Source organism: Chryseobacterium sp. UF-81 (genome assembly GCF_058245105.1).
Map to the genome: position 1 here is coordinate 320,593 of NZ_JBSIBX010000003.1, position 25,378 is coordinate 345,970.

General features: G+C 37.7%; 25 protein-coding genes. 13 read left to right on the forward strand and 12 right to left on the reverse strand.

All coding sequences use genetic code 11. The features are described 5' to 3' along the window. Positions 1–12 precede the first annotated feature (12 nt). Complete coding sequence (locus AC4IFE_RS06885) at positions 13–1,767, forward strand: Ig-like domain-containing domain (protein WP_490755840.1); 1,755 nt, start codon at positions 13–15, stop codon at positions 1,765–1,767. Between the two features lie 4 nt (positions 1,768–1,771). Beyond that, positions 1,772–2,230 carry a heme-binding domain-containing protein gene (locus AC4IFE_RS06890; protein ID WP_490755841.1) on the forward strand — a complete coding sequence of 153 codons (459 nt, stop codon included), beginning with the start codon at positions 1,772–1,774 and terminating at the stop codon, positions 2,228–2,230. Between the two features lie 62 nt (positions 2,231–2,292). Here AC4IFE_RS06890 and AC4IFE_RS06895 read toward each other — a convergent pair whose 3' ends face one another. From AC4IFE_RS06895 to AC4IFE_RS06915, 5 genes are all read right to left on the reverse strand, one after another. Then, complete coding sequence (locus tag AC4IFE_RS06895; RefSeq protein WP_490755842.1) at positions 2,293–2,811, reverse strand: NUDIX hydrolase; 519 nt, start codon at positions 2,809–2,811, stop codon at positions 2,293–2,295. Positions 2,812–2,851: 40 nt separating this feature from the next. Further along, entirely contained in the window at positions 2,852–3,766 is a 915-nt protein-coding gene (gene xerD / locus AC4IFE_RS06900) for a site-specific tyrosine recombinase XerD (RefSeq protein ID WP_490755843.1), read from the reverse strand. A gap of 6 nt (positions 3,767–3,772) precedes the next feature. Continuing rightward, the gene (locus AC4IFE_RS06905; RefSeq protein WP_111958590.1) at positions 3,773–4,195 is read right to left on the reverse strand and encodes a deoxycytidylate deaminase; all 423 of its coding nucleotides are present in this window, start codon (positions 4,193–4,195) and stop codon (positions 3,773–3,775) included. Positions 4,196–4,237: 42 nt separating this feature from the next. Next, a complete protein-coding gene (locus tag AC4IFE_RS06910) occupies positions 4,238–5,005 on the reverse strand; it encodes an enoyl-CoA hydratase-related protein (protein ID WP_490755845.1) in 768 nt (255 codons plus the stop codon). A gap of 104 nt (positions 5,006–5,109) precedes the next feature. Beyond that, entirely contained in the window at positions 5,110–6,597 is a 1,488-nt protein-coding gene (locus AC4IFE_RS06915) for a catalase (RefSeq protein WP_490755846.1), read from the reverse strand. 132 nt (positions 6,598–6,729) lie between these two features. Here AC4IFE_RS06915 and AC4IFE_RS06920 point away from each other — a divergent pair, with 132 nt between their 5' ends. The 8 genes from AC4IFE_RS06920 (at position 6,730) to AC4IFE_RS06955 (ending at position 14,302) form a co-directional block, all read left to right on the forward strand. Then, positions 6,730–7,680 (forward strand): LysR substrate-binding domain-containing protein, encoded by a 951-nt coding sequence (locus tag AC4IFE_RS06920; protein ID WP_490755847.1) that lies wholly within the window; start codon positions 6,730–6,732, stop codon positions 7,678–7,680. Between the two features lie 229 nt (positions 7,681–7,909). Next, positions 7,910–9,190, forward strand: a complete 1,281-nt coding sequence (gene metK, locus AC4IFE_RS06925) for a methionine adenosyltransferase (protein WP_490755849.1) — start codon at positions 7,910–7,912, stop codon at positions 9,188–9,190. 83 nt (positions 9,191–9,273) lie between these two features. Continuing rightward, positions 9,274–9,765: a hypothetical protein gene (locus tag AC4IFE_RS06930; protein WP_490755851.1), complete on the forward strand. Its 492-nt coding sequence runs from the start codon at positions 9,274–9,276 to the stop codon at positions 9,763–9,765. A 197-nt stretch (positions 9,766–9,962) separates the two neighbouring features. Next, entirely contained in the window at positions 9,963–10,553 is a 591-nt protein-coding gene (locus AC4IFE_RS06935) for an RNA polymerase sigma factor (protein WP_490755853.1), read from the forward strand. A gap of 204 nt (positions 10,554–10,757) precedes the next feature. Next, positions 10,758–11,453 carry a YjjG family noncanonical pyrimidine nucleotidase gene (locus tag AC4IFE_RS06940; RefSeq protein ID WP_490755854.1) on the forward strand — a complete coding sequence of 232 codons (696 nt, stop codon included), beginning with the start codon at positions 10,758–10,760 and terminating at the stop codon, positions 11,451–11,453. A gap of 249 nt (positions 11,454–11,702) precedes the next feature. Then, entirely contained in the window at positions 11,703–12,152 is a 450-nt protein-coding gene (locus AC4IFE_RS06945) for a PepSY-like domain-containing protein (protein WP_490755855.1), read from the forward strand. Between the two features lie 185 nt (positions 12,153–12,337). Beyond that, on the forward strand, positions 12,338–13,009 hold the full coding sequence (locus tag AC4IFE_RS06950) for a response regulator transcription factor (RefSeq protein ID WP_490755857.1): 672 nt from the start codon (positions 12,338–12,340) through the stop codon (positions 13,007–13,009). After that, positions 13,010–14,302 (forward strand): sensor histidine kinase, encoded by a 1,293-nt coding sequence (locus AC4IFE_RS06955; protein WP_490755858.1) that lies wholly within the window; start codon positions 13,010–13,012, stop codon positions 14,300–14,302. 3 nt (positions 14,303–14,305) lie between these two features. On the opposite strand, the gene trpS is transcribed toward AC4IFE_RS06955, so the two are convergent. From trpS to ileS, 7 genes are all read right to left on the reverse strand, one after another. Further along, positions 14,306–15,274 (reverse strand): tryptophan--tRNA ligase, encoded by a 969-nt coding sequence (gene trpS, locus AC4IFE_RS06960; RefSeq protein ID WP_490755860.1) that lies wholly within the window; start codon positions 15,272–15,274, stop codon positions 14,306–14,308. 286 nt (positions 15,275–15,560) lie between these two features. Further along, positions 15,561–16,205, reverse strand: a complete 645-nt coding sequence (locus AC4IFE_RS06965; RefSeq protein ID WP_490755861.1) for a SanA/YdcF family protein — start codon at positions 16,203–16,205, stop codon at positions 15,561–15,563. Between the two features lie 13 nt (positions 16,206–16,218). After that, the gene (locus AC4IFE_RS06970; protein WP_490755862.1) at positions 16,219–16,857 is read right to left on the reverse strand and encodes a lipoprotein signal peptidase; all 639 of its coding nucleotides are present in this window, start codon (positions 16,855–16,857) and stop codon (positions 16,219–16,221) included. Then, the gene (locus tag AC4IFE_RS06975) at positions 16,857–17,042 is read right to left on the reverse strand and encodes a DUF2683 family protein (RefSeq protein ID WP_111958618.1); all 186 of its coding nucleotides are present in this window, start codon (positions 17,040–17,042) and stop codon (positions 16,857–16,859) included. The genes AC4IFE_RS06970 and AC4IFE_RS06975 overlap by 1 nt, the downstream gene beginning before the upstream one ends. A gap of 20 nt (positions 17,043–17,062) precedes the next feature. Next, positions 17,063–17,308, reverse strand: a complete 246-nt coding sequence (locus tag AC4IFE_RS06980) for a DUF6576 domain-containing protein (protein ID WP_490755863.1) — start codon at positions 17,306–17,308, stop codon at positions 17,063–17,065. An 80-nt stretch (positions 17,309–17,388) separates the two neighbouring features. Then, positions 17,389–17,769, reverse strand: coding sequence for a TraR/DksA family transcriptional regulator (locus AC4IFE_RS06985; protein WP_066754506.1), 381 nt, complete (start codon positions 17,767–17,769; stop codon positions 17,389–17,391). 59 nt (positions 17,770–17,828) lie between these two features. Continuing rightward, the gene (ileS, locus tag AC4IFE_RS06990; protein ID WP_490755864.1) at positions 17,829–21,218 is read right to left on the reverse strand and encodes an isoleucine--tRNA ligase; all 3,390 of its coding nucleotides are present in this window, start codon (positions 21,216–21,218) and stop codon (positions 17,829–17,831) included. 366 nt (positions 21,219–21,584) lie between these two features. Here ileS and AC4IFE_RS06995 point away from each other — a divergent pair, with 366 nt between their 5' ends. The 3 genes from AC4IFE_RS06995 to AC4IFE_RS07005 all read left to right on the forward strand — a co-directional run bounded on the left by AC4IFE_RS06995 (position 21,585) and on the right by AC4IFE_RS07005 (position 25,352). Continuing rightward, complete coding sequence (locus AC4IFE_RS06995) at positions 21,585–23,273, forward strand: M23 family metallopeptidase (RefSeq protein ID WP_490755865.1); 1,689 nt, start codon at positions 21,585–21,587, stop codon at positions 23,271–23,273. Positions 23,274–23,361: 88 nt separating this feature from the next. Continuing rightward, positions 23,362–24,654 carry a flexirubin biosynthesis putative acyl-CoA ligase FlxY gene (gene flxY / locus AC4IFE_RS07000; RefSeq protein WP_490755866.1) on the forward strand — a complete coding sequence of 431 codons (1,293 nt, stop codon included), beginning with the start codon at positions 23,362–23,364 and terminating at the stop codon, positions 24,652–24,654. Between the two features lie 92 nt (positions 24,655–24,746). Further along, positions 24,747–25,352, forward strand: a complete 606-nt coding sequence (locus AC4IFE_RS07005) for a hypothetical protein (RefSeq protein WP_490755867.1) — start codon at positions 24,747–24,749, stop codon at positions 25,350–25,352. Positions 25,353–25,378: the final 26 nt, after the last annotated feature.

Genomic DNA, 25,378 nt, shown 5'->3' on the forward strand with positions numbered 1-25,378 from the left:
GCTTAAACATATATGAAAAGACTTCTTCTATTATTCGTTATCTGTTTTCTTGTACACTCATGTGCAAGAGTAGGTTCTCCCGTGGGAGGTCCGAAGGATACCCTGGCTCCAAAATTTTTAAGCTCAAATATCGACACTACAAGAGTTAATGTAAAAAGAGACATCCATGAGCTCAGGCTGGATTTCGACGAATATATAACCTTAAAAGATATCAACAAAAACCTGATCATTTCTCCGCCTATCAAAAATATAAAGCGGATTCTTCCTTCCAATATTGCCAATAAGTTCGTGATGATCCAGTGGGAAGATACTCTTCAGGCCAATACGACTTATAACTTCAACTTTGGAAACTCAATTGCTGATAATAATGAGGCTAATATTCTTCGTTATTTCAATTTTGCTTTTTCCACGGGAGATAAGTTGGATGATCTTTATATCAGTGGTGAAATTTCGGATGCGGTAGCACTTAAAAAGAAAGAAGGCGAAAATAAGCTTGTTGTAGGGCTTTATCAGGTGAAAGATACCATGAATTACAGACAGAAACCCTACTACATCACCAAAGTGGATGAAGACGGGTATTATGAGCTTAACTATCTTACCCCGGGAAAATATAAGATCATCGCTTTTGAGGATGAAAACAGCAATTCTATTTACGATCCGGGAAAAGAAAAAATAGGATTTCAGAAAGAAGCTGTAAATGTTGAAAAATCTGTTTCAGGATTAAATTTGAAAATATATCCTTCCAAAAAGCCTTTGAAATATCTTGAAATGAAAGAAAGTCCGGGAGGGGTTATCATGACTTTTGAAGGAAATCCGGAGAATGTGAAAGTAGCTTCTGTAAATGAAAAGCTTCAGGATATTAAAGTTACCCATCGTCCGAAATCAGATACCGTAAAGATCTGGTTTGATGCTGTAAAAAGTGATGTAGGGCAGACGGTTACTGAAAATCTTAAATTCAGCTATGATACCGGCAGCAAGCAGGATACTGTTTCCGTATTCTATAAATACAACAAGAAAAATGCGATGGATCTCGAAAACGACAACGGAGGACCTTTACTGGCTCCGAATTCTGACTTTAATATAAGATCCGGCTATATCATCGATAAAATCAGTCCTGAAAAATGGACTCTGAAAAGTGACAGCTTAACAAATCAGGAATTTACTGCAAAAATCTCTGAAACAGATCCTTACCAGATTCAGATTCACTCAGATTTTGTGAACGGCAAAAAATATCAGCTTACAATTCCAAAAGAAACAGTATCGTCCTATTACACTAAAAATGTACAGTCCAAACGTTTTGACTTTGAAGTAGAAAAGGTAGATCAATTCGGAAGTCTTGCATTTAACATTCAGAATGCACCGGAAGCCAGCTATTGGATTCAGCTTTTGGATGCTTCGGACAAAGTTATTTATTCAAGATATACCAAAGGAAACAGTGTGAAATTTGATATACTGAAACCTAATGAATATATTGTAAGGATATTGGTTGATAATAACGGAAATAAGTTCTGGGACGAAGCAGATTTTGAAAATGAAACTTTTGCCGAAGATTCCTATGTCTTCTACAAAAAAGCTATTGTACGGCCATTATGGGAAACCAAGGAAGACTGGGACCTGAAAGATACCAGAACGCTGGATAATCCTAAAGGAAATACCACTAAGCCTGCAGATGTTCCTGCGGAAACACCGAAAGACACCGTACAGAAGGAATTGAATAAAGAAATGAAATCCGAATCCGGAAATGCAGTTTTGACACCGGTAAAATAAAGCTATGAATACATTAAAGAAAGTGTTATTCTGGACGCTGGTAATTTTTGCATTGATGCAGTTTATTTCCATCGATAAAGTAAATAAGCCGGTCAATAAAGCGGTGAACTTCGTCGATACTAAAAAGACTCCGGAAAAGATTAGAAGTCTGATAAAAGGAGCCTGCTACGATTGTCACTCCAATGAAACGGTATATCCCAAATATGCTTATGTGGCACCTATTTCATGGTCTGTAAAAAGCCATGTTAATGAAGGCCGGGAGCATCTCAATTTTTCTGTTTGGGGTACATATAACAAGGAACTGAAGGAAAGCATGCTGAGCAAATCCGTTCAGACGATTCAAAGCAAAGCGATGCCTATGCCGGGCTATATTGTCTATCACAAAGAAGCTAATCTTACAGATGCTGAGAGAACATTACTGGTTCAGTATTTTGAAAACATGCTGAAATCAAAATCTTACTGATATCCAATAAAATAACTCCCACACATTGTAATCTGCGGGAGTAAATTTCTTTTTATAATAACTTACCGGTTAGTTTTCAGGTATTCCTTAAAAAATCTCTGCTGAGACTCAAAAGCAATATCATCAAGGTTCAGAGCATTCAAAGGAATCCATATCGCTTCTGATATTTCAGAAAGCTCAAGACTTACTTCAAATTTTTCCTGAACACGGTACTCGTAAAAAAGATCGATTGTATTGTAATCAATTTCTTTATACTGATAGATATTCGGAAGACTGGTAAGATATTTAAGGATTGAAATATCCACATCAAGCTGAAGCTCTTCAAAAAGTTCTCTTTTGCACGTTTCTTCTGCGCTTTCCTTTGGATCCACGAAACCTCCGGCCAGATCGAGTTTTCCTTTTTTAGGGTCCCTGTTTCTTCTGGTAAGGTAGATTTCATCACCACATCGGATAACAACAGCTACCGCACCGGCAACGTTATTGTAGAGGGTAAAACCGCATTCGGGACAGCTCCATTTCTTTTCGCCGTCCCAATGCAGGGTTTCTTTGCCACAGCTTGGGCAGTATTTCAATAATTTCATCTGTTAACAATATTTTTTCAAAAGTCAGATGGAACTTCGTTTATTGAGCAATATTAATATTTCTCGGGTGATAAGTTAAAATCACATCACGAAGCTCTTCTGTTTTCAGATGAGTATAGATCTCCGTAGTGGTAATACTGGAGTGTCCCAGCATTTCCTGAATATAACGAAGGTCTGCCCCATTCTGTAAAAGGTGTGTCGCAAAAGAATGTCTGAAAGTATGTGGAGATATTTTTTTGCTTACTCCGGCTTTGTCTGTAAGTTCTTTAATGATCAGAAATACGATTACTCTGGACATAGATGTTCCACGGCTGTTAAGAAACAGCGTATCCTCATATTTTTTATTGATCTTACTTTTCGAACGTACTTCTTTAATGTAAGTTTCCAAAAGTTCAGCAGTATAATCCGCCAAAGGAACAAAACGTGTTTTGTTACCCTTTCCGTTTACTTTAATGTACTGTTCTTTAAAATTGATGTTCGAAATTTTAAGGTCAATAAGTTCCGAGACACGTAATCCGCATCCGTAAAGAACTTCAATGATACAATGATTTCTCTTTCCGAGATCAGAATTGGACTCAATGGCTGCAATAATCTTATTGATATCAGGCAGGCTTAAGGTGTCAGGAAGATACAATCCCAGTTTTGGACCTTCAAGCAGTGATGCGGGATTGTCTTCTCTGCACTCGTCCTCAAGCAGAAACTTGAAGAAAGCTTTTATAGAAGAAATCCATCTTGCTTGTGATCTTTCGCTGAACTTCTGTTTGGAAAGATTGAAGATATATTCCTGTAAGTTTTCGTAACCGATAGAGTCTGGACCGACGTTTTCCAGATCCACTTCGGCATAATCTTTTAATTTTTTGATGTCTCGAATATAGGCATCGAGAGTGTTTTCTGAAAAATTTCTTTCGAAACGAAGAAATATTTCAAAATCTTTGATCTTTTCATCCCAGGTCATTTGTGCTTATTTTTTTAGTTCACAGTCCGATATTTGTTCTATTTCAATGTTATGGTTCCTCAGGAATGCAATCCCATCGTCGTCTGAATACTCATTAATATACACAAGTCTTGTAATTCCAGCCTGCAGAATCAGCTTACTGCATTCTTTGCATGGCGAAAGCGTTAGATATAACGTTGCACCTTTTGCAGACTGAGTGGAAGCGGCCAGCTTTAAGATAGCATTGGCTTCCGCATGAAGTACATACCAGTGTGTTTTTCCCTCTCCATCTTCACAGCAGTTTTCAAATCCCGAAGGAGTTCCGTTGTAACCGTCTGAAATAATCATCCTATCTTTTACGATAAGAGCTCCTACCTGTTTTCTCTTACAGTAGGATAGTTTTGCCCACTCCTGGGCCATTTTTAGATAAGCTTTATCAAACTTATTCATACCGCAGCATTAGTTTTTTCGAAATAATTTGGATTAAAAATCTTAGAAGTTAGGCTTTCTTTTCTCTAAAAAAGCAGTAACCCCTTCTTTCTTGTCGTTCATTTCAAAAAGTTCCCCGAAATACTTGATTTCAGATTCAAAACCTTTATCCGTATCAGACAAGTTAACGGCTTGGATGGCCTTTGATATAGCCATTGGTGAATTATTGGCTATAATACTCGCTAACTCTTTTGTTTTGGTTAATAATTCTTCAATAGGGTATACTTCATTCACCAATCCGATTTCCTTGGCTTTTTGAGCCGGAATCATTTTAGCAGAGAAGATCATTTCGTTGGCGATACCTTTTCCTACCAGTTTAGGAAGTCTTTGAGTTCCTCCGTACCCCGGAATTAATCCGAGAGTTACTTCCGGAAGCCCCAGTCTTGCATTCTCTGATGCATATCTGATGTGGCACGCCATAGCTAGCTCTAAACCTCCTCCTAATGCGAAACCGTTCACGGCTGCAATAACAGGTTTAGACGTATTTTCAATTTTGTTGAACAGGGTATTATGCCCGTTTCTGGCCAGTTCTTCGGCTTTTTCCTGTCCAAAATCACTGAATTCTTTTATATCGGCTCCCGCTACAAATGACTTTTCACCGCTTCCTGTGATGATGATTACCCTACAGGACTGGTCAGCGTTAAGTTCATCCATTGCTGAGCTTATCTCTTGAATCGTTTTTGCGTTTAAAGCATTTAAGCTTTGAGGTCTGTTTATGGTGACAACAGCTAATCTGTCTTCCTTTTCTAATAATATATTTTCGTAACTCATTTTTCCACTATAAAATATTATTTTTTGCAAATTATGAATTTTTTACAAAAAAAAGGAAAAAATATTAGTTTTTTTTCCTTTTACTTGATGAATCCTTCAAAATACTATTTCGAGTGATTCATCATATTCGCATCAATATTGATATTTAGCTGAGATGCCACTTTCATGCCAAGTTCTATATTAGTCCTGAAAAAGTGACATAATTGACGGTTGATGATCTCATCTTTTTTCGGTCCGGTAATTCCTCTCATACTTCCTACGATGTTGCTGATTAGGTGCTCTCTATCTTCAGCAGTCATAGCTTTTGTATACAATAATCCGGGTTGAGTGTAATGATCATCATCATTTTCATTCCTGTTATAATTGGCAACATGGGCGCTGTCCAGCTCGTATTCATAATTCTTATAGGCCGGATCCGGTTTAATCTCATCAAAGCTGTTCGGGAAATAATTGGGTTTGTCCTGATATTGACTGGAATCTGCCATAAAACCGTCTCTCTGATAGTTGTTGCCTGCAAAAGGGCATCGGTTTACTTCCAGCTGGTGGGCATTTACTCCAACCCTGTATCTGTGGGCATCAGGATAAGAGAATAGCCTTCCCTGAAGCATTTTGTCTGGAGAAAAACTGATTCCGTTAATAAGGCTGCTCGGTGAAAACGCCGACTGTTCCACATGAGCAAAATAATTAACCGGAACTTCATTCAGTTCCATTTCACCTACTTCAATCATTGGGAAATCATCGTGGAACCATACTTTGGTAATATCAAAAGGGTTCCATCTGAAATCTTTTGCCTGCTCTTCCGTCATCACCTGGATATACATGGTCCACTTCGGAAAGTCTCCGTTCTCAATGGCGTTGCAAAGATCCTCCTGTGCAAAATCAGGGTTTTCTCCAGCCATCTTTACGGCCTCTGCATCAGTGAAGTTTTTGATTCCCTGCTTTGTTATAAAATGGAATTTTACCCAGACTCTTTCATTTTGAGCATTGATCATCGAAAAAGTATGGGATCCGAACCCATGCATATGTCTGTAGCCATAAGGTGTTCCCCTGTCTGACATTAAAATAAGAACCTGGTGAAGCGATTCAGGATTATGACTCCAGAAATCCCACATCATTGTGGCACTCTTTAAATTGGTTTTAGGAACTCTTTTCTGGGTATGGATAAAATCCGGGAATTTTTTGGCATCCTTAATAAAGAATACCGGTGTATTATTTCCTACCAGATCCCAGTTTCCGTCTTCCGTATAAAATTTTAAAGCAAAACCTCTCGGGTCCCTTGCTGTATCTGCACTCCCTTTTTCACCCCCTACGGTAGAAAATCGGGCAAACATTCTGCATGAGTTGCCGATTTTTGAAAATAATTTAGCTTTTGTATACTGACTGATGTCGTGTGTTACAGTAAATGTTCCGTAGGCTCCGGTTCCTTTAGCATGCACAATTCTCTCAGGGATTCTTTCCCTTACAAAGTGTGCAAGGTTTTCCTGAAGAATGAAATCCTGCAGCAGGACAGGCCCTCTGGGACCTACGGTCTGTGAGTCCTGATGTTCAAAATAAGGTGCGCCATTGCTTAGCGTTAATTTTTTAGAATCCATATAGTTATGATTTGTATGGTTGATTTCCCTTGTAAACTGTCTTATGCAGACGTATTAAATATCAAATTTACTTGAATTTTTGATTACAAATGGCAAAAACATTTTATCTTTGTCATAGATAATATTAATCAGATGAACATTCAGCAACTGGAGTATCTTATCGCTGTAGATAAGTACAAACATTTTGGTAAGGCAGCCCAGGCATGCTTTATTACACAGCCTACACTAAGTGCGATGATACAAAAATTTGAGGATGAACTGGATGTGAAGGTATTCGACAGAACAACACACCCCATTCGTACTACAGATGTAGGGCTCCAGATCATTGATCAGGCTAAGGTAATTATAGAATCTGTCAATGAGCTGAAAAATAAAGCCAATCTTTTGAATAATATTTTGGGCGGAACGATCAATTTAGGAATTATTCCTACTGTTTCTTCCTTCATTTTGCCGACAGAGATCTTTAAATTTTTGGAAGATAACCCGAAAATCCAGATGAATGTAAAAGAAATGACCACTGATAATATTGTCAAAGCTTTAAAAGCAGGTGAGCTGGATGCCGGAATTATTTCCACGCCTTATGATTCTGCCGATGAATTTTATCAGGATTTCCTTTTCAATGAAGAGCTGATGATCTATAGCTCCAATACGGAAGCGAATAAAAAGAACTCTTATATCATACCTGAAGAGCTGAATGTAGAAAAAGTTTGGCTTCTGGAAGAAGGAAACTGCCTGAGAAACCAGTTCGAGAATATCTGCCATTTAAAAGAAAATACGCTGAAGCCTAAGAATTTAGATTTCCTGGCGTCCAATATTCAGACTTTGGTTCATATGGTGGATAAAGTAGGAGGGATCAGTATTTTGCCGGAGTTGGCGTTGAGTCAGCTTTCTGATGATCAGAAAGAGAATGTTTTCAGGTTCAAAAAACCTTTTCCTTACAGAGAAATCAGCATTATTTACTATAAGCCGACTTTTAAACAGAAAATTATTGATGAGCTGTCGCTGTCTATCAAAAATTCTCTTGAGCTTAAACTGAATTATCATATAAACCCGAAGGAATTTGTGAGCATCAAGCCGCAATGAACTAAGAAGACCGCAAAATGATATAAATCATTAATTTTAAGAAAATTATAATTAATCAGCAAAAACCTTTAGTATTAAAAAAATAGTACTTAAATTTGCGAACGTTTATAAACGAGGAAAAATTTGACCTGATTGCAACCTCTCTAAAAATATGCTAAAACAGTATTCTTTCTAGGCAATTTATTCTTATTTTTCTTCATATATTTTAATCTAAAAAACAAAGAATAATATGTCTTATCTATTTACATCTGAATCAGTTTCAGAAGGACATCCGGATAAAATTGCCGATCAGATCTCCGATGCATTAATCGATCACTTTTTAGCATATGATAAAAGCTCTAAGGTAGCATGTGAAACCCTTGTAACAACAGGACAGGTTGTGCTGGCCGGAGAAGTGAAGTCCGATGCATATCTTGATGTTCAAACTATTGCAAGAGATGTTATTAACGGAATTGGATACACTAAAGGGGAATATATGTTCAACGGAGATTCGTGCGGAGTAATTTCAGCGATTCACGAACAGTCTCCGGATATCAACCAGGGAGTAGACAGAGCGGTAAACGATGAATCTTTTGAAGCTAAAGCTAACGCACAGGGAGCTGGTGACCAGGGGATGATGTTTGGTTATGCAACCAACGAAACGGCTAATTATATGCCGCTTGCTCTGGATCTTGCCCATACTATTCTTAAAGAGCTTTCTGTATTGAGAAGAGAAGGAAACGAAATCGCTTACCTTCGTCCGGATGCAAAAAGCCAGGTAACTATTGAGTATTCTGACGATCACAAGCCGGTAAGAATTGATTCTATTGTGGTTTCCACACAGCATGATGACTTCGGAACTGAAGAAGAGATGCTTAACAAGATCCGTGAAGACATCAAAAGCATCCTGGTTCCAAGAGTAGTTGCTCAACAGACTGAAGAGATCAAAGCATTGTTCAACGATCAGATCAAATATCACATCAACCCTACAGGGAAATTTGTGATCGGAGGTCCTCACGGAGATACAGGTCTTACAGGAAGAAAGATTATTGTGGATACCTACGGAGGAAAAGGAGCTCACGGTGGTGGTGCTTTCTCTGGAAAAGACCCTTCAAAAGTAGACAGAAGTGCTGCGTACGCTACAAGACATATTGCTAAAAACTTAGTGGCTGCAGGAGTAGCTGACGAAGTTTTGGTACAGGTTTCCTATGCAATCGGTGTTGCTGAGCCTTGCGGTTTATACATCAACACTTACGGAACTGCAAAAGTAGATCTTCACGATGGTGATATTGCTAAAAAAGTGTCTTCGATTTTTGATTTAAGACCTTACGCGATTGAACAGAACTTAAAATTAAGAAACCCTATCTATCAGGAAACGGCTTCTTACGGGCACATGGGGAAAGAACATTATATAGCTGACAAAACATTCAATAAAGGTCAGAAAAATGAAATTACCCTTACAGGTCTTGAGTTCTTTACCTGGGAAAAACTTGACAAAGTAGACGAGATTAAAGCCGCTTTCGGTATTTAATTTATCTTCAGAAATAATAAATAGGACTGCTTTATCTTTGGGTAAGGCAGTTTTTTTTAATTTTACACCTTAAATAATTAGAGATGATGAATTTTAGATCAGCAGTTACCGTACTTTTTATATTTTTCCTGGGCATAGTGACAAAGGCACAGTATACCATGCATAAAATGGTCACGGTGGGATATACCTACCAGAATCAAAGTTTTGGGGAATTGGGAGGGAAGCTGCTCTTTCTTAAGAATGATGATGTGATATACAGGCTGGGCGCGTCTGCTCTGATGGGCTCCGCAGGTTCTAAATTTGCGATCATGCCGAAACTGCAGGCCGATGTTCTTCTTAATTTTGAGAAAAATGTGGATTTCTACCACTCATATTATCTTTTAATCGGGGCGGAAGGAACCAATAAATATATCGCACCGAAAATAGGCGTTACTCTTTTCGGCCTGTTGGACCTTGCCGGAGGCTATGCTTTCCCGATTGGAGAGGCCCGTTTGAACGGAAAAGAGCTGAAAGGTTTAAATGTTAATTTAACATTAAATATTCCTACAGTCTTTATTCATGATATGTTTAAGTGATTTTTTTTAAATTTTCCCGTAAAAATTTAATAATAGGTTAACAGTTATTAAAAAATTATTATATTTACACCATATAATAATTGTACTGCCTATTGATTTTACTTTACTCTAAAAAACTGTTTTGTATTTACAGCTAGGGCCAGATAAAATATCTGGAGAATTGCTGGTCTGCAAATTTTTTATTATTGAGAAGAGTTATGAAATCAAAAACGGACAGCCTACTAATTTCCCTTTACCAGAAAGGAGACGAAGAAGCCCTATCAGCCCTTATTCATCGTCATCAGAGAGAACTGTTTACATTCATTTTTTACAAAATTAATGATGAAGACCTGGCTAATGATGTTTTTCAGGATACATTCATGAAGGTCATCCTGATGTTGAAAGAAGGACGGTATAACGAAGAAGGAAAATTTATTCTTTGGGCAAAAAGAATTGCACACAACCTTATTATTGATCATTTCAGACTGAAAGCGAAAAATGTTAAAGTTTCGGAAACTACTTTTGAAACAGACGAGTATTCTATTTTCGATCTGATCCGGGAGCCTTCAGAAAATATTGAAGAGCAGCTTGTATCGCTGCAGATCCAGGAGGACCTCTTGAGGATGCTTCAGTTTCTGCCACAAAACCAGCAGGAAGTCATTAAATTAAGATTTTTCGATGGCTTAAGCTTCAAAGAAATTGCAGATCATACCAATATGAGCATCAATACCACGTTGGGAAGAGTACGATATGCACTCATTAACCTGAGAAAAATCATGGACGAAAATAATATCGTATTGACACGTTAGGATAATAATTTCAGAAAATTCACGTTTAAAGGAAAACATACTTTCGCCTATGAAAAAAAATGATTCCTTAAAAGTGAAAACTTTGAAACCTAAGAAACAAACAATTGATTTTTTACTGAGTTACTCAAAAAGTCTTGAATTGGTACAAACCAAAAGCAAGAATTTCCCGATTTCCAAAAATTAAAATGAGTAATTTTGTGCTGTATGAAAATTCAGCACATTTTTTTTGACCTGGACAATACGCTCTGGGATCACCGTAAGAACGCTTACCTTACCATCAAAGACCTTTTTGAAAAACAGGAAATCACATTACATTATAATATCGACTTTGAAAGCTTTCATTCTGTCTATCACGAGATCAATGAAAGTCTTTGGGAAAAGATCCGGGATGGGATCATCGGTAAAGAATATCTGAGAAAACACCGTTTTTATGATACCTTCAGGCATTTCGGAGTGGATGATGAAGTGCTTGCTCAATATTTTGAAGAACATTTCCTGGATAAGATCCTTAACCACAACGAGCTGGTAGAAGGAGCGGCCTATATTCTGGAATATCTAAAGTCCAGACATTATACGATGCATGTTATTTCCAATGGATTCCAGGAAGTGACGGAAAGGAAATGCATTTTATCAGGGATAGATAAATTTTTCAAGACCATTACCAGTGCAGATTCTGTAGGCGTGAGAAAGCCCAATCCCAAGATCTTTGAATATTCTCTCGGACTTGCAGAAGCCGGTAAAGAGGAAAGCATCCTGATTGGTGACGACTGGATCGCAGATGTTGTAGGTTCCCGGAATTATGGGATCGATGTGATTTTCTTTGATGTTTATAAAGAAAATAAGCAGGAAGAAGGACTGAAAGCCATTACGCATCTGTTGCAGATCAAGGAATACTTATAAAATATACAGTTTCAATAGCTGTAAAATTCATTTCTTTAACCATTAAGATGATTGAAGGTTTTAAATTTAATTAAGAAAAAATCATTTGCTTTTTTAAGCAGTAGCTTTCTTAATTTTCTTAAACACTTATCTGATCTTAATGGTTCAAATATTTTTCATTATTCATTCTCCACTTTTCGTTTTTCCTAATTCTTTCCTAAATTGATTCTGAACTTTGCTTCATAATAAAAACAGAAAAAATTTAGCATTATGAAAAGTTTTAGAAAAATCACCGGAGCATTTGTTTTAATTTTCTTACTTGCAGGCGGATTTATATTTGCGCAGGACAAAGCAATCAATGCCAATCAGCTGCCTAAAACAGCTAAAAATTTCCTGGCTTCCCATTTTAAAGGAGTTGCTGTAGGATCGGCTATTGAAGACAGAGAAATCTATGGCGTGGATGAATACCAGGTGTATCTGGCAAACGGTATGAAAGTAGAATTTGACAGCAGCGGAAACTGGAAAGAAGTAGACGGGAAACACCAGAAACTGCCTTACGGATTTATTCCGGTATCCATCAGGAACTACGCAGCTAAAAACTTCCCAAACACCCATATTGTTAAGCTAGAAAAAGAAAGATGGTCTTATAAAGCAGAACTTTCCAATGGGCTGGATCTTGAATTTGACAGAAAAGGAAATTTCAAAAGAATTGATGATTAATTCAATCGAAAAAATATAGCTGAAGGAAGATGGAAGCTAGAAGATGGAAGTTTTTAAGCAACAGTATCAATTGAGAGTATTCAATTACTATTGTTAAAATGGCAGTCAGATGTCTGCCGCTTGAAAACAGCTTCGAGCTTCCATCTTCATTCTATTTCATATATTTGATAAGCCAATACTGCAGAATGAAGATATTAATCATAGAAGATGAGCCGGAGCTGAAAGACACCGTACAGACTTTCCTGGAGGCAGAGCATTTTATTGTAGAATTTGCCCTTACGTACAATGCAGGGCTGGAAAAGATCATTTCGTATGAATATGACTGTATCCTTCTTGATATTATGCTGCCGGACGGAAATGGCATCGAGTTGCTGAAAGAGATTAAAAAACTTCATAAAAAAGATCCCGTGATCATTCTATCAGCTAAAGATTCTGTTGATGATAAGGTCGCAGGGTTGGAAATAGGCGCCGACGATTATCTGGCAAAACCTTTCCATCTTGCTGAGCTGATGGCGAGAATCCGGTCTGTGATCAGAAGAAAGAATCAGGATGGGGAAAATACAATTACGTATAAAAATATCAGCATTGATCCGGAAAACAGAACGGTTAAAGTGGGCAGTGAAGATCTGATCCTCAACCGTAAGGAATATGATCTTCTGTACTATTTTGTGATCCATCCGGAAAAAACGCTGCAGAAAACGACTTTAGCCGAAGCAATCTGGGGCGATTATATTGATCAGGCAGACAGTCTAGATTTTATTTACTCCCAAATTAAAAATCTCCGCAAAAAATTGAAAAGCCTCAATGCAGATGCTGATTTCCAGGCCGTTTACGGAATAGGTTATAAATTTGTTTAGATGAAAGTTTCGTTAAAATATTACACCATCAAATACATGATCGGCATTCTGCTGCTTATCATTGCAGTCTGGGCGGCATTATTTTATGCCTATATCCTGGACGAAGTTTATGATAATGTAGATGACGGACTGAAGGACAGGAAGATACAGATCATTAAAGCGGTGTATCACGACCCTGAACTGTTGGACAGTAAAGATTTCGGATTTAACGAATTTAAAATCAAGCCTATTTCAGAATCTGAATATAAAGATAAAAACCGGCTCTATAATAAGATGTTCTATATGGAATATGACGATAAGGACCAACCTTACCGTGTGCTTGAGACAGATTTTATAGATCAGTTCGGGAAACGTCAGAGACTTGAAATACGGACCTCTACGGTGGAGCAGGATGAATTGGTGTATGACCTCACCACAGCTTTAATTGTGCTGTATATTCTGCTTGTGATCAGTATTATTGCTGTCAACGGTTATATGCTGAACAAAGCGATGCGTCCTTTTTATATCATTCTGGAGAGGCTTAAGAAATATCAGTTTGGAGCTTCTTCACCACAGGAACCTCAGAATTATTCTATTAAAGAATTTGAAGAGCTTCATGTGGAAATAGAGGAAATGATTGAACGTAATGAACTTGTTTTCCACCAGCAGAAACAGTTCATTGAAAATGCATCTCACGAACTTCAGACACCACTGGCTATTGTGATCAATAAAATCGACCTGGCGATCCAGAATGATGATCTTGACAAGAAGAATATGAATTTCCTTACCGAAGTAAAGGGAGACCTGAGAAGAATGGCAGGTCTGAATAAATCCCTGCTCATGCTTTCGAAAATAGAAAACAGCCAATTTAGTAAAACGTCAAAAGTGGATTTTAATGAAATGATTGCTGAACTGGTTAAAAACTATCAGGATTTTATTGAATTTAAAAAAGTTCATGTCAGCATTGTTGAAAAAGGATTCTTTGGGGCAGATTTTAATCCTGATCTGGCGGATATCCTGCTCTCCAATCTGCTGAAAAATGCAGTTAAGTACAATGAGCAAGAAGGGGTTGTCAATATTATTATAGAAGGCAACAGACTGATTTTCCAAAATAGTAGCAGTGGGGTACCACTAGACAAAGAGCAGATCTTCAACCGCTTTTATAAACAAAGTTCAGATCAAAGTTCTACCGGTTTGGGACTGTCTATCATCAGGACTATAACAAAACAATATCCCGGTTGGGATATTGTCTATGAGTTTGAAGATGGAATGCATTGCTTTATTCTTTCTAAAAACAATGCTTTGGTATTTTAATGCTTAAATTCCTAAGCTTGCTCTTACTCTTTTAATGGTTTCGGTAGCAACAACTCTTGTTTTTGCTGCACCTTCCTGAAGTTTTGCTTCCAGCTCATCCAGATTGTTCATATAATAAGCGAACATTTCTCTTTCTTTTGCAAAACGGGTTAAGATCAGATTTAACAGCTCTAATTTAGCATGTCCGTAACCGAAATTTCCGGCTAAGTACTTAGCTCTTAATTCTTCCGTCTGCTCAGGAGTGGCAATCAGTTCATAAATTGCAAAAACCTTATCTGTTTCCGGGTCTTTTGGTTCTTCCAGAGCTTTAGAATCGGTTTCTATACTCATTACCTGTTTTTTCAGTTCCTTTTCAGGTAAGAAAATATTAATGATGTTTCCCATGGATTTAGACATTTTACGGCCATCTGTTCCGGGAACATATTTTGTATCTTCCTGAAGTTCAGCTTGAGGTAAAACCAAAACTTCACCCATCTGATTATTGAACCTTGATGCTACATCACGGGCAATTTCAAGATGCTGAAGCTGATCTTTCCCTACAGGAACGATTTCTGCATCATACAGTAAAATATCTGCAGCCATCAGAATAGGATAGGTAAACAGTCCGGCATTAACGTCCTGGAGCCTGTCTGCTTTATCCTTAAATGAATGCGCAAGCGTTAGTCTCTGGTAAGGAAAAAAACATGATAAATGCCAAGAAAGTTCACAGGTCTCAGGGATGTCACTCTGCCTGTAAAAATATGTTTTTTCTGTATCCAGCCCACAAGCAAGCCAAGCCGCAGCAATCTCGTAGGTATTCTGTTTTAGAACCTGCGCATCTTTAATCTGGGTAAGAGAATGAAGATTCGCAATGAATAAAAATGATTCATTTCCTTCCTGCTTGGAAAGTTCAATAGCAGGAATAATCGCCCCAAGGAGATTTCCAAGATGGGGTGTTCCGGTGGCTTGAATGCCGGTAAGAATTCTTGACATTTGTTTAAATTGTTTATAAAATTAATGAATTGCAAATTTAATTATTTTCCCACTGATTGCACGGATTTTCACAGATGATTGTGTTTTATCCTTTTTTAAAATTAGTCTAAACGCAAAGATTTTATTTCAAACCTATTATTTAAGGAAAACAGAGGTAAATAAATTGGCTGCGCTAAGCTTGAAAACAGAGCTTTTTCAAATCAACTTGTTGATTCTTCTTTGCTTACTTGAGATTAATTATTATTAGATTAAAACTTTGCGTTAAAAAAATCAGTAAGAGGAAAAATTAAGGAATGATAATCTTTTGTCCTCCGAATTTCGGCTGAACTCCGAAAAGCAGGTCCCAGTAAACTTTTGTTTTCGCAAGATATTCTCTCAGGTTCGTTTTTAGCCCTGCATACTTATTCACATCATTGGCATTGTATCCGAAAGCTTCCATTCCGTTCTTTTTTGCCAGGAAAACAGCCCTCTCATTGTGGAATTTCTGCGAAATGATCACCAGTTTATTTTGACCAAATATCTCCTTAGCCCTGACAACGGAATCCAGGGTTCTAAACCCGGCGTGATCCATCACAATCCTGTCCTTTGGAATGCCGTATTTCATTAAAGTAAGCTGCATGTCTTCCGGTTCATTGTAATCTTTGGTACCGTTGTCACCGCTTACAATAATGTATTTGATTTTTCCGCTTTTATACAGATCTATGGCGGCCTGTATTCTGTTGTAGAAATAAGCGTTGGGCATACCATTGTTCAGATTCTTCCCGGTTCCGAGCAGTAAGGCCACTTTGGTTTCAGGAACATCAGAGATATTGTAAGAAACAAATGCGCTGCTTTCTTTTCTAATGCTGTAGTTGGCCCAGGCTATAAAAATAATTCCCGCTACAACAAGCAGCAGGAAAAATTTAAAAATATTTTTAATTACTTTTTTCATCCGGAATACTGTTTTAAAACTCAAGTCCGTTAGGAAAAGCTTTTTTTCTGAATATTAGTAGCAGAGCGGCTCCTACCGTAATGGCAGAGTCGGCCACATTGAAAATATATTTGAAAAACTCAAGGTGTTTTCCACCAATCAAAGGGATATTATCAGGAACATACCAGTCTACCAGAGGAAAGTGAAGCATATCCACCACACAGCCTTTCATAAATGCAGAATACCCTTGTCCGAAAGGAACAAACTTTGAAATTCCTCCATATCCTATCCATCGGTCGATACTTGGATCGTAAACCGTTCCGCTGTCGAATATAAGTCCGTAGAACATTCCGTCAATGATATTTCCGATAGCACCGGCAAAAATAATAGCCATAGGAACCAGAAGGTAATTGGAAGCTCCCTGCTTCAGCCATTTTTTGAACATATAAACCATTCCACCAATTAAGAAAAGTCTAAGGATTACCAGGAAATATTTCCCGATAATACCTCCGAAATGAAGCCCGTAAGCCATTCCCGGATTTTCTACGAAAGTCAGTTTAAAGCCTGGAAGGACAGTAACGCTGTCATCCAGATTGAAGTGGGTTTTGATATAAATTTTTGAAGCCTGATCAATTAACAATACTAAAAATGTTATAGCTAAGATCTTTTTCATTATTGTCCTTTTGGTTTAGAAGGTTTCTCAGAATTTTTCTTGTCAAAAATTTTCTTGGCTACCTTTTCTGTATGGAACGTATTTTTGGTCTGGGCACGCTCGTATCTGATGTTCATATCTTTTAAAACACTTTTCAGTGCACTCAGTTCCATAGGATTTTTAGGATGTACTATGATAGATTCCATTTTCTTTTCTTTTTTAAATGTTACATTTTGGACAGCTCATCGAGTCTTTTCCGGTCTTTTGCAGACAGGTCACTAAGCCCGTTTTTGCCCATCTTACTCAAAATTCTGTCGATTTCTTTTTCCCTCTCGCGTTTATCAGAATTAAACTGATCATCGATGGTGTAGTTTTTCTGCCGGTCGGGAAAGAATCTGCTTCTGATCCATTCTCTATTGAAAAACAGTAAAACTGCAGCAACAATAATTGCTAAAATTAATACTTCGCTCATGGGTATACATTAAAAATTAGGTTTATAAAGTATCCGCGAATACGATATAAACCCAATAATATTTTACAAACCTTAAAGGTTTATTTCTGCATATTTTTCGCTTCAATGCTCAGTGTAGCATGAGGAACGGCTAAAAGTCTTTCCTTAGGAATCAGCTTTCCTGTCACTCTGCATACTCCGTAGGTTTTATTTTCGATTCGGATTAAAGCATTTTTAAGATCACGCACGAATTTTTCCTGACGTCCTGCTAATATAGAGTTTTGCTCCTTACTTAATGTTTCTGCTCCTTCTTCAAAAGCTTTGAATGTAGGAGAAGTATCGTCTGTACCATTATTCTGGTCGTTGATGAAGCTTTCTCTGATCAGCTGAAGATCTCTTTCTGCTTTTTCTATTTTTTCTTTAATGATCGCTTTAAACTCTTGTAAATCAGAATCATTATATCTTACTCTTTCGTCTGACATGTTCTTTTCTCTTTTTTAATAAAATTATGAAATGGAATTTAAAAAACAATAACTATATGTTAATTTTTTTCGACATTTATCTTAAAATTAACCTCATCTATTTCGATTTCGTTAAAATTTGAAAGTGAAGATACAATTTCTATTTTATTTGACAAGACCTCAGATGAAATATATTCCTCATTTTTCTTAACATCTTCAATGAAAGGTGAGTTTTCTTCAATGGAGATTTTAATTCTGTCCGTCAGTTCAAAGTCCTTCTCTTTTCGCAGGTTCTGAATTCTGTTGATGAACTCTCTTGCGATACCCTCAGATTTTAATTCTTCTGTTAACGTCAAATCTAATGCCACAGTTGTTTTCCCGTCGGAAGTTACCGTCCATCCCGGGATGTCTTTGGTAGAGATTTCCACATCATCAAGGGTGATTTCATACCCCTGAATGTCTATTTTTCCTTCTTTTTCAAGGCTGGCGATCTGCTCTGTGTTAAGATTGGCGATTTCTCCGCCTACCGTTTTCATGTCTTTCCCTAATTTAGGACCCAACGCTTTGAAATTCGGCTTGATTTGCTTTACAATTAAATGAGAAGCTTCTTCTGCATTGATGAGCTGTAATTCTTTTACGTTAACTTCCTGTTTGATAAGGTCTGCAACGGCTAAAATCTGTGCTTCCGTTTTAGCATCCAGAACCGGAACCAATACTTTCTGTAATGGCTGGCGAACTTTTACATTCTCTTTCTTTCTCAGAGAGAAAACCATACTCGTAATATTCTGTGCCAGATGCGTTTTTTCTACCAGATCCTGATCGATCAGACTTTCATCAGCTACAGGGAAATCCGTTAAGTGTACAGATTCACAGTTTTCTTTTCCTGTTACTTTATTTAAATCCTGATACAATTGATCCATAAAGAACGGAGCAATAGGTGCGGATAATTTCGCCACCGTTTCAAGACACGTATACAAAGTCTGGTAAGCAGAGATTTTATCATCAGAATAATCTCCTTTCCAGAAACGTCTTCTGCACAGTCTTACGTACCAGTTGCTCAGGTTATCATTCACAAATGTGCTGATTGCCCTTGCTACTCTCGTTGGCTCGTAATCTTCGTAGAACGCTTTTACTTCTTTGATTAAAAGATTCAGTTCAGAAAGGATCCATCGGTCAATTTCCGGACGGTTTTCCACTTCTTTCTCCGTATAATTAAAGCCGTCTACATTCGCATATAATGCAAAGAATGAATACGTATTATAAAGGGTTCCAAAGAACTTTCTTCTCACTTCGTCAATACCTTCAATGTCAAACTTCAGGTTTTCCCAAGGATTTGCATTCGAGATCATATACCATCTCGTAGCATCTGGTCCATAAACTGCTAATGTTTCAAACGGATCAACTCCATTTCCTTTGGATTTTGACATTTTCAGTCCATTTTTATCCAGAACAAGCCCGTTACTCATGACATTTTTATAGGCAACTGAATCAAAAACTGCGGTTCCGATCGCGTGAAGTGTATAGAACCAACCACGAGTCTGGTCAACTCCTTCCGCGATAAAATCTGCCGGGAACGCTTTATTATTGTCAATTAATTCTTTATTCTCAAAAGGATAATGCAACTGAGCGTAAGGCATCGAACCTGAATCGAACCAAACGTCGATTAAGTCACTTTCACGCTTCATGGCTCTTCCTGAATCTGAAACCAAAATGATTTTGTCTACCACATTTTTATGAAGATCCACCAATTCATAGTTCTGCTCAGACATATTTCCGATCACAAAACCTTTGAATGGGTTTTCGCTCATCAATCCTGCCTCAACCGATTTTTCGATTTCATTGTACAGTTCTTCTACAGATCCGATGATCTTTTCTTCTTTAAGATCTTCAGTTCTCCAGATCGGTAATGGAATTCCCCAATATCTTGAACGCGAAAGGTTCCAGTCGTTTACATTTTCAATCCAGTTCGCAAAACGTCCTTCTCCCGTTGATTTAGGTTTCCAGTTGATTTCTTTATTTAAATCTACCAATCTGTCTTTCACGGCGGTCATTTTTACAAACCATGAATCCAGCGGATAGTATAATACAGGCTTGTCAGTTCTCCAGCAGTGCGGATAGCTGTGAACGTATTTCTCTACTTTGAAAGCTTTGTTTTCAGTCTTCAAAACGATCGCCAGTTCTACATCCCATGATTTTTCAGGCGCGGTTCCATCGTCGTAATATTCGTTCTTGATATATTTTCCCGAGAATAATTCAGGAACATTTTTTCCCCTGATAAATCTTCCCTGTAAATCTACCAGTGGAACCAGATTATCATTTTCGTCTTTTATCAGCATTGGCGGAATGCCTGCTTCTTTTGCCACTCTTGCATCATCCGCACCAAAAGTAGGAGCGATGTGAACAATACCGGTTCCGTCCTCAGTGGTTACAAAATCTCCGGTGATTACTCTGAAAGCTTTTTCAGGAGAATCATTAGGGGTAAACCAAGGGATCAGCTGCTCATAATGAGTTCCGGCAAGCCTTTCTCCTGTAAATTCTTTTACTACTTTGAAAGGAATCACTTTGTTTTCTGCAGTATAACCAGCGAAATCTTCATCGGATCCTTCTGCATATTTTTTACCGAATACTTTAGGTAAAAGAACTCTGGATAAAACAATAGTTATCGGTTCAAATGTATATTGGTTGAACGTTTTAATCAAAACATATTCAATATCTCTTCCTACAGCCAATGCAGTGTTGGATGGTAAAGTCCATGGAGTTGTTGTCCAGGCAAGAATGCTTACATCTCCTTCCACATCACTAAATAATTCAGAAGATTCTTTCTTTACTTTGAACTGGGCTACAACGGTAGTATCAGAAACATCGTGATAAGTTCCTGGCATATTTAATTCCGCAGAAGAAAGTCCTGTTCCTGCTTTCGGAGAATAGGGCTGGATCGTGTAGCCTTTGTACAATAATTCTTTACTGTACAACTGCTTCAGCAACCACCAAACCGTCTCCATATATTTTGACTTGTAAGTGATATAAGGATCATCAAGGTCTACCCAGTATCCGATTTTTTCCGTAAGGTCATTCCAAACGTCTGTATATCGCATTACCGCTTCACGGCAGGCCTTGTTGTAGTCTTCAATAGAGATTTTTTTGCCAATATCTTCTTTCGTAATTCCTAATTCCTTTTCTACGCCCAGCTCCACAGGAAGTCCGTGTGTATCCCAGCCTGCTTTACGGAAAACCTGTTTCCCGTTCTGAGTCTGGAAACGACAGAAAATATCCTTTAATGCTCTGGCCATAACGTGGTGAATTCCGGGCATACCGTTTGCTGAAGGCGGACCTTCATAAAAAACAAACTCGGGATTACCCTCACGAATCTCAACGCTTTTACTGAACGTTTTATTCTGTTTCCAAAATTCCGCTACATTCTCGGCTACGTCAATAAGGTTGAGGTTTTTGTATTCTTTAAATTGGCTCATTGTAAATATCTCAATATCGTTGATTAATTAAGTCTGCAAATTTAGTGATTTTTGTCGGTTTATAAGATATGTTTTATTTAGCTTGTATCTATTAAAAAGTTCAATTTCAGAAATATAAATAAGGCAAAGGATAAAAAGTGAATGGTGAATGGTGAATATGGCAATTTTTCCTGTTGATTTATAACCTTTTCAGTCATTTATTTAGTCTGTACATATATTGAGCTGCTTCATTCAATAGGGGCGGGCTTTAGCCCGCTTAAAAATATAGATTCAATCCTCTGGCTTTAGCCAAAATTTAATTAAATTCTTACCCTTTCCTTATATAAAATTTCGTAATTTTAAATAAACCTCAAACACAATTGACATATGAATCTTCTCCGTAAACTGCTACTCATTACTTTTTTTATCAGTGCAATCTCAATATTGGGGCAAAATAATTATCCGCAAAATTATTTCCGGAATCCACTGAATATTCCCATGCAACTGGCTGCCAACTTTGGAGCAATCCGGGCCAACCATTTTCATATGGGCTTGGATCTCCGGACTAACAGTCAGGAAAATTTAACAGTTGTTGCCGCCGCAGATGGCTATGTAAGCAGAATAAAAGTGGAACGATATGGCTTTGGAAACGCGGTGTATATTACGCATCCCAATGGTTTTACAACTGTGTACGCCCATTTAAACAAGTATTTCGATAAACTGGATGAATATGTAAAGGACAGACAGTACAAGGATGAACAGTGGGAGCAGGATATCACTTTTTCTCCAGGACAGTTTCCTGTAACCAAAGGGCAGCTTATTGCTTTAAGTGGAAATACCGGAGGCTCAGCGGGGCCACATTTACATTTTGAGATCAGAGATACAAAAACAGAAGAATGTATCAATCCTTTGCTGTTTGGTTTTAAGATTCCGGATGGTATTTCACCCATTATCAGTGGGCTTTATTGGTACGACAGACGGTTCAGTACTTATGAGCCCGGAGCGAACGGAATTACAGTGAAAAAGAATGGAAGTAATTATACAACCGATGTCATACAGGTCAGCTCACCGGAAATAAGCTTTGCCATTAAAGCGGTCGACAAAGCCAATCAGGGATTTAATCTTGGAATTTATCATGCAGAACTACGGATGGATGGCCAGTTGGTTTACGGTTTTTCCATTGATCAGGTAAGTTATGATGATACCCGCTATATGAATGGCTGCATAGACTACGCCAAGTTTGTAAAAGATAAAATGAGCATTCAGCATTTATCTGAATTGCAGGGAATGAAACTGAAGAATTACAATTTGTCTGGTAAAACGGGAATTATTCACCTAGAGGATGACAGTGTTCACAATATTGAAATTGTTTTAAAGGACGTCAGCGGAAACACAAGTAAGCTGATCACAAAAGTTCGTTATGCGGGAAATTCGCAGCAAGTTACTCCTTCGGATAGATTTGTGAAACCGGATGGAGAAAAAACAGTAAGTACGGAAAATGCTGAAATCAATCTCAGTAAAAATGCATTGTATGATGCTGTGAATTTTCAAATGTCTGAAAAAGCAAGTGCTCGTGCATATGCCGTTTCAGAGACTGTTATTCTACACAGTCCATACATTCCGGTTCACGATAATTATACTTTGAAAATAAAGCCCAACAGAAAATTATCAGATGAAGAAAAAGAAAAAATAGTTGTTCTGTTCGATTATGGAAGTGATACAGATGTTGTAAAGGGAAAGTGGAGCGGCGGTAAAGTAGAAGCGGAGTTTAACAGATTGGGAACAGCAACCCTCCTGTTGGATCAAAGTTTACCATCTGTCACTTCAGGTTGGAAGGACGGGGATCTTATAAAAAGCACTGCTTTACGACTGAAAGGAAGAACTGAAGTTGGAGACATCATATCATTCCGTGCAGAAATGGATGGGAAATGGCTTCGTTTTGCCCGCATAAAAGATGACTTTGTTTATGTCTTTGATGAAAAATGCCCCAAAGGCTCCGGCTTACATACTTTAAAGGTAACCACAACCAATACGGCCGGGAATACCAATACACAAACCTTTACCTTTCAACGTTAAAATTATTGCGGGCTCGAATTTTTTAATTTTTTAATCATTCAATCTTTTAATTTTAATTAAATAAATTTGTTCCTTAAAATTAAAATCATTGGAATTCCATCCGGCTATCGAGACATCAGACCTTCAGGACATCAAAAAGTTTCAGGAACATAAGCTTCAGGAACTTTTAACTTATCTTGAAGCCCATTCGCCTTTTTATCAAAAACTGTTCAAAGAGAACAGGATCAATATCTCGGATATCCAGACATTGGATGACCTGCAGAAGATTCCTACCACTACAAAGAATGACCTGCAGGAGTTCAATCATGATTTTTTCTGTATTTCACCGGACAAAATTGTGGACTACAGCACAACTTCCGGAACTTTGGGAGACCCGGTAACCTTCGGATTGTCAGACAGTGATCTCGAAAGGCTGGCTTATAACGAAGCCATTTCTTTTGCCTGTGCAGGAATTCAGAAAGGAGATGTAGTACAGATGATCACCACCATCGATAAAAGATTTATGGCAGGCCTTGCCTATTTTTTAGGTTTGAGGAAAATGGGAGCCAGTGTGGTGAGAATGGGTCCGGGCATTCCCGAACTGCAGTGGGATTCTATCTTCAGATATAAACCCAAATACCTGATTACTGTTCCGTCTTTTCTTTTAAAGATGATTGATTATGCAGAAAAACACGGTGTAGATTACAAAAATTCCAGTATTTATGGAGCCGTATGCATTGGTGAAAGCATCAAAAATCAGGATTTCACAGATAATATTCTTTCGCAGAAAATCAAAGAAAAATGGGATATTAAGTTATTTTCAACTTATGCCTCTACAGAAATGAGTACGGCCTTTACGGAATGTGAATTTCAGATTGGAGGGCATCATCACCCGGAACTGATTATCGCGGAAATTCTTGATGATAATGAGAACCCTGTGCAGGAAGGAGAGAATGGGGAGCTGACGATTACCACGCTTGGAGTTGAGGCTATTCCTTTGCTGCGTTTTAAAACCGGAGATATCGTAAAAGCGCATTACGAGCCCTGCGGCTGCGGAAGAACGACGATGAGGCTCGGTCCTGTTGTCGGGAGAAAGCAGCAGATGATCAAATACAAAGGAACAACATTGTATCCACCCGCGATGACGGATATTTTAAATGATTTCAATAGAATTCTATGCTATCAGATTGTGATTCAGTCTAATGAAATTGGCCTTGATGAGATTATCATCAGATTAAGTACAGACCAGGATCAGAAAACTTTTGTAAATGAAGTCCGTGACCACTTCCGTGCGAAACTGAGGGTAAGTCCTAAAATCGAGATCGTAGATTTTGATGTTCTGTCGAAAACTGTGTTTAATCCGAACAGTAGAAAGCCGATTACATTTATAGATTTGAGATAACTTCTCACTACAAAAGAAAAATGAAAGAGCGGTTCAGGAGAATTGCTTTTTATAATATATTTGAAACTTCAATTTTTTAAGAAAATATAATGATGAAAAAACTATTATTTCTATTATTTGTAGCTATTACAACAACAGCTTTTGCTCAGAATCAAATTAACGTCGAATCAGGAAACTTCGATTTCTTAAGAGACCAGACCGAAGTCAATGTTCAATTAAAGTTCGATAATGCAGTGTATCAGGAGAAAAATTTTACCGAAGCACAGTACCTTGAAAACAGAGAAAAAGATATTGTCGCTAAAAAAAATGAAGCCGTTTGGAAAAACTGGATTTTTCAATGGGGAAAATTTAAAGCTTCGGAGTATTTGGGTTATTTCTTTAAAGGAATCAACAGCAAATCAAAAAAAATAACTTTTAAAAATGATGTAAAGGCAAAATACACTTTAATTATTGATGCAAAATGGATCTATGCGGGCTGGTACGGTGGAATGATCGGATCACAGGAAGCGAAATTAACTTCAGATCTTACTTTCGTGGAAACCGAAAACCCTTCAAAGGTGGTTATGAAATTACATGCTGACAAAATTCAAGGTAAGAAGATGAATAAAGATTTTTCCTGGGAGTATGGAAGAATTGCAGCAGCATATGAAGTAACAGGAAAGAAGCTGGGTGCAGAAATTAAAAAGGCAATCAAATAAAAACAAAAATCGGTCTGAAAATTTTC

Excerpts from the sequence above, each read along its gene's own strand:
- AC4IFE_RS06920 (WP_490755847.1), top strand. The coding sequence starts at position 6,730 with ATGAACATTCAGCAACTGGAGTATCTTATCGCTGTAGATAAGTACAAA.
- AC4IFE_RS06895 (WP_490755842.1), bottom strand. The coding sequence starts at position 2,811 with ATGAAATTATTGAAATACTGCCCAAGCTGTGGCAAAGAAACCCTGCAT.
- AC4IFE_RS06945 (WP_490755855.1), top strand. The coding sequence starts at position 11,703 with ATGAAAAGTTTTAGAAAAATCACCGGAGCATTTGTTTTAATTTTCTTA.
- ileS (WP_490755864.1), bottom strand. The coding sequence starts at position 21,218 with ATGAGCCAATTTAAAGAATACAAAAACCTCAACCTTATTGACGTAGCC.
- AC4IFE_RS06985 (WP_066754506.1), bottom strand. The coding sequence starts at position 17,769 with ATGTCAGACGAAAGAGTAAGATATAATGATTCTGATTTACAAGAGTTT.
- AC4IFE_RS06905 (WP_111958590.1), bottom strand. The coding sequence starts at position 4,195 with ATGAATAAGTTTGATAAAGCTTATCTAAAAATGGCCCAGGAGTGGGCA.
- xerD (WP_490755843.1), bottom strand. The coding sequence starts at position 3,766 with ATGACCTGGGATGAAAAGATCAAAGATTTTGAAATATTTCTTCGTTTC.
- AC4IFE_RS06940 (WP_490755854.1), top strand. The coding sequence starts at position 10,758 with ATGAAAATTCAGCACATTTTTTTTGACCTGGACAATACGCTCTGGGAT.
- AC4IFE_RS06890 (WP_490755841.1), top strand. The coding sequence starts at position 1,772 with ATGAATACATTAAAGAAAGTGTTATTCTGGACGCTGGTAATTTTTGCA.
- trpS (WP_490755860.1), bottom strand. The coding sequence starts at position 15,274 with ATGTCAAGAATTCTTACCGGCATTCAAGCCACCGGAACACCCCATCTT.
- AC4IFE_RS06885 (WP_490755840.1), top strand. The coding sequence starts at position 13 with ATGAAAAGACTTCTTCTATTATTCGTTATCTGTTTTCTTGTACACTCA.
- AC4IFE_RS06950 (WP_490755857.1), top strand. The coding sequence starts at position 12,338 with ATGAAGATATTAATCATAGAAGATGAGCCGGAGCTGAAAGACACCGTA.
- AC4IFE_RS06955 (WP_490755858.1), top strand. The coding sequence starts at position 13,010 with ATGAAAGTTTCGTTAAAATATTACACCATCAAATACATGATCGGCATT.
- AC4IFE_RS06930 (WP_490755851.1), top strand. The coding sequence starts at position 9,274 with ATGATGAATTTTAGATCAGCAGTTACCGTACTTTTTATATTTTTCCTG.
- AC4IFE_RS06910 (WP_490755845.1), bottom strand. The coding sequence starts at position 5,005 with ATGAGTTACGAAAATATATTATTAGAAAAGGAAGACAGATTAGCTGTT.
- AC4IFE_RS07005 (WP_490755867.1), top strand. The coding sequence starts at position 24,747 with ATGAAAAAACTATTATTTCTATTATTTGTAGCTATTACAACAACAGCT.
- AC4IFE_RS06995 (WP_490755865.1), top strand. The coding sequence starts at position 21,585 with ATGAATCTTCTCCGTAAACTGCTACTCATTACTTTTTTTATCAGTGCA.
- AC4IFE_RS06975 (WP_111958618.1), bottom strand. The coding sequence starts at position 17,042 with ATGGAATCTATCATAGTACATCCTAAAAATCCTATGGAACTGAGTGCA.
- metK (WP_490755849.1), top strand. The coding sequence starts at position 7,910 with ATGTCTTATCTATTTACATCTGAATCAGTTTCAGAAGGACATCCGGAT.
- AC4IFE_RS06935 (WP_490755853.1), top strand. The coding sequence starts at position 9,963 with ATGAAATCAAAAACGGACAGCCTACTAATTTCCCTTTACCAGAAAGGA.
- AC4IFE_RS06915 (WP_490755846.1), bottom strand. The coding sequence starts at position 6,597 with ATGGATTCTAAAAAATTAACGCTAAGCAATGGCGCACCTTATTTTGAA.
- AC4IFE_RS06980 (WP_490755863.1), bottom strand. The coding sequence starts at position 17,308 with ATGAGCGAAGTATTAATTTTAGCAATTATTGTTGCTGCAGTTTTACTG.
- AC4IFE_RS06970 (WP_490755862.1), bottom strand. The coding sequence starts at position 16,857 with ATGAAAAAGATCTTAGCTATAACATTTTTAGTATTGTTAATTGATCAG.
- AC4IFE_RS06965 (WP_490755861.1), bottom strand. The coding sequence starts at position 16,205 with ATGAAAAAAGTAATTAAAAATATTTTTAAATTTTTCCTGCTGCTTGTT.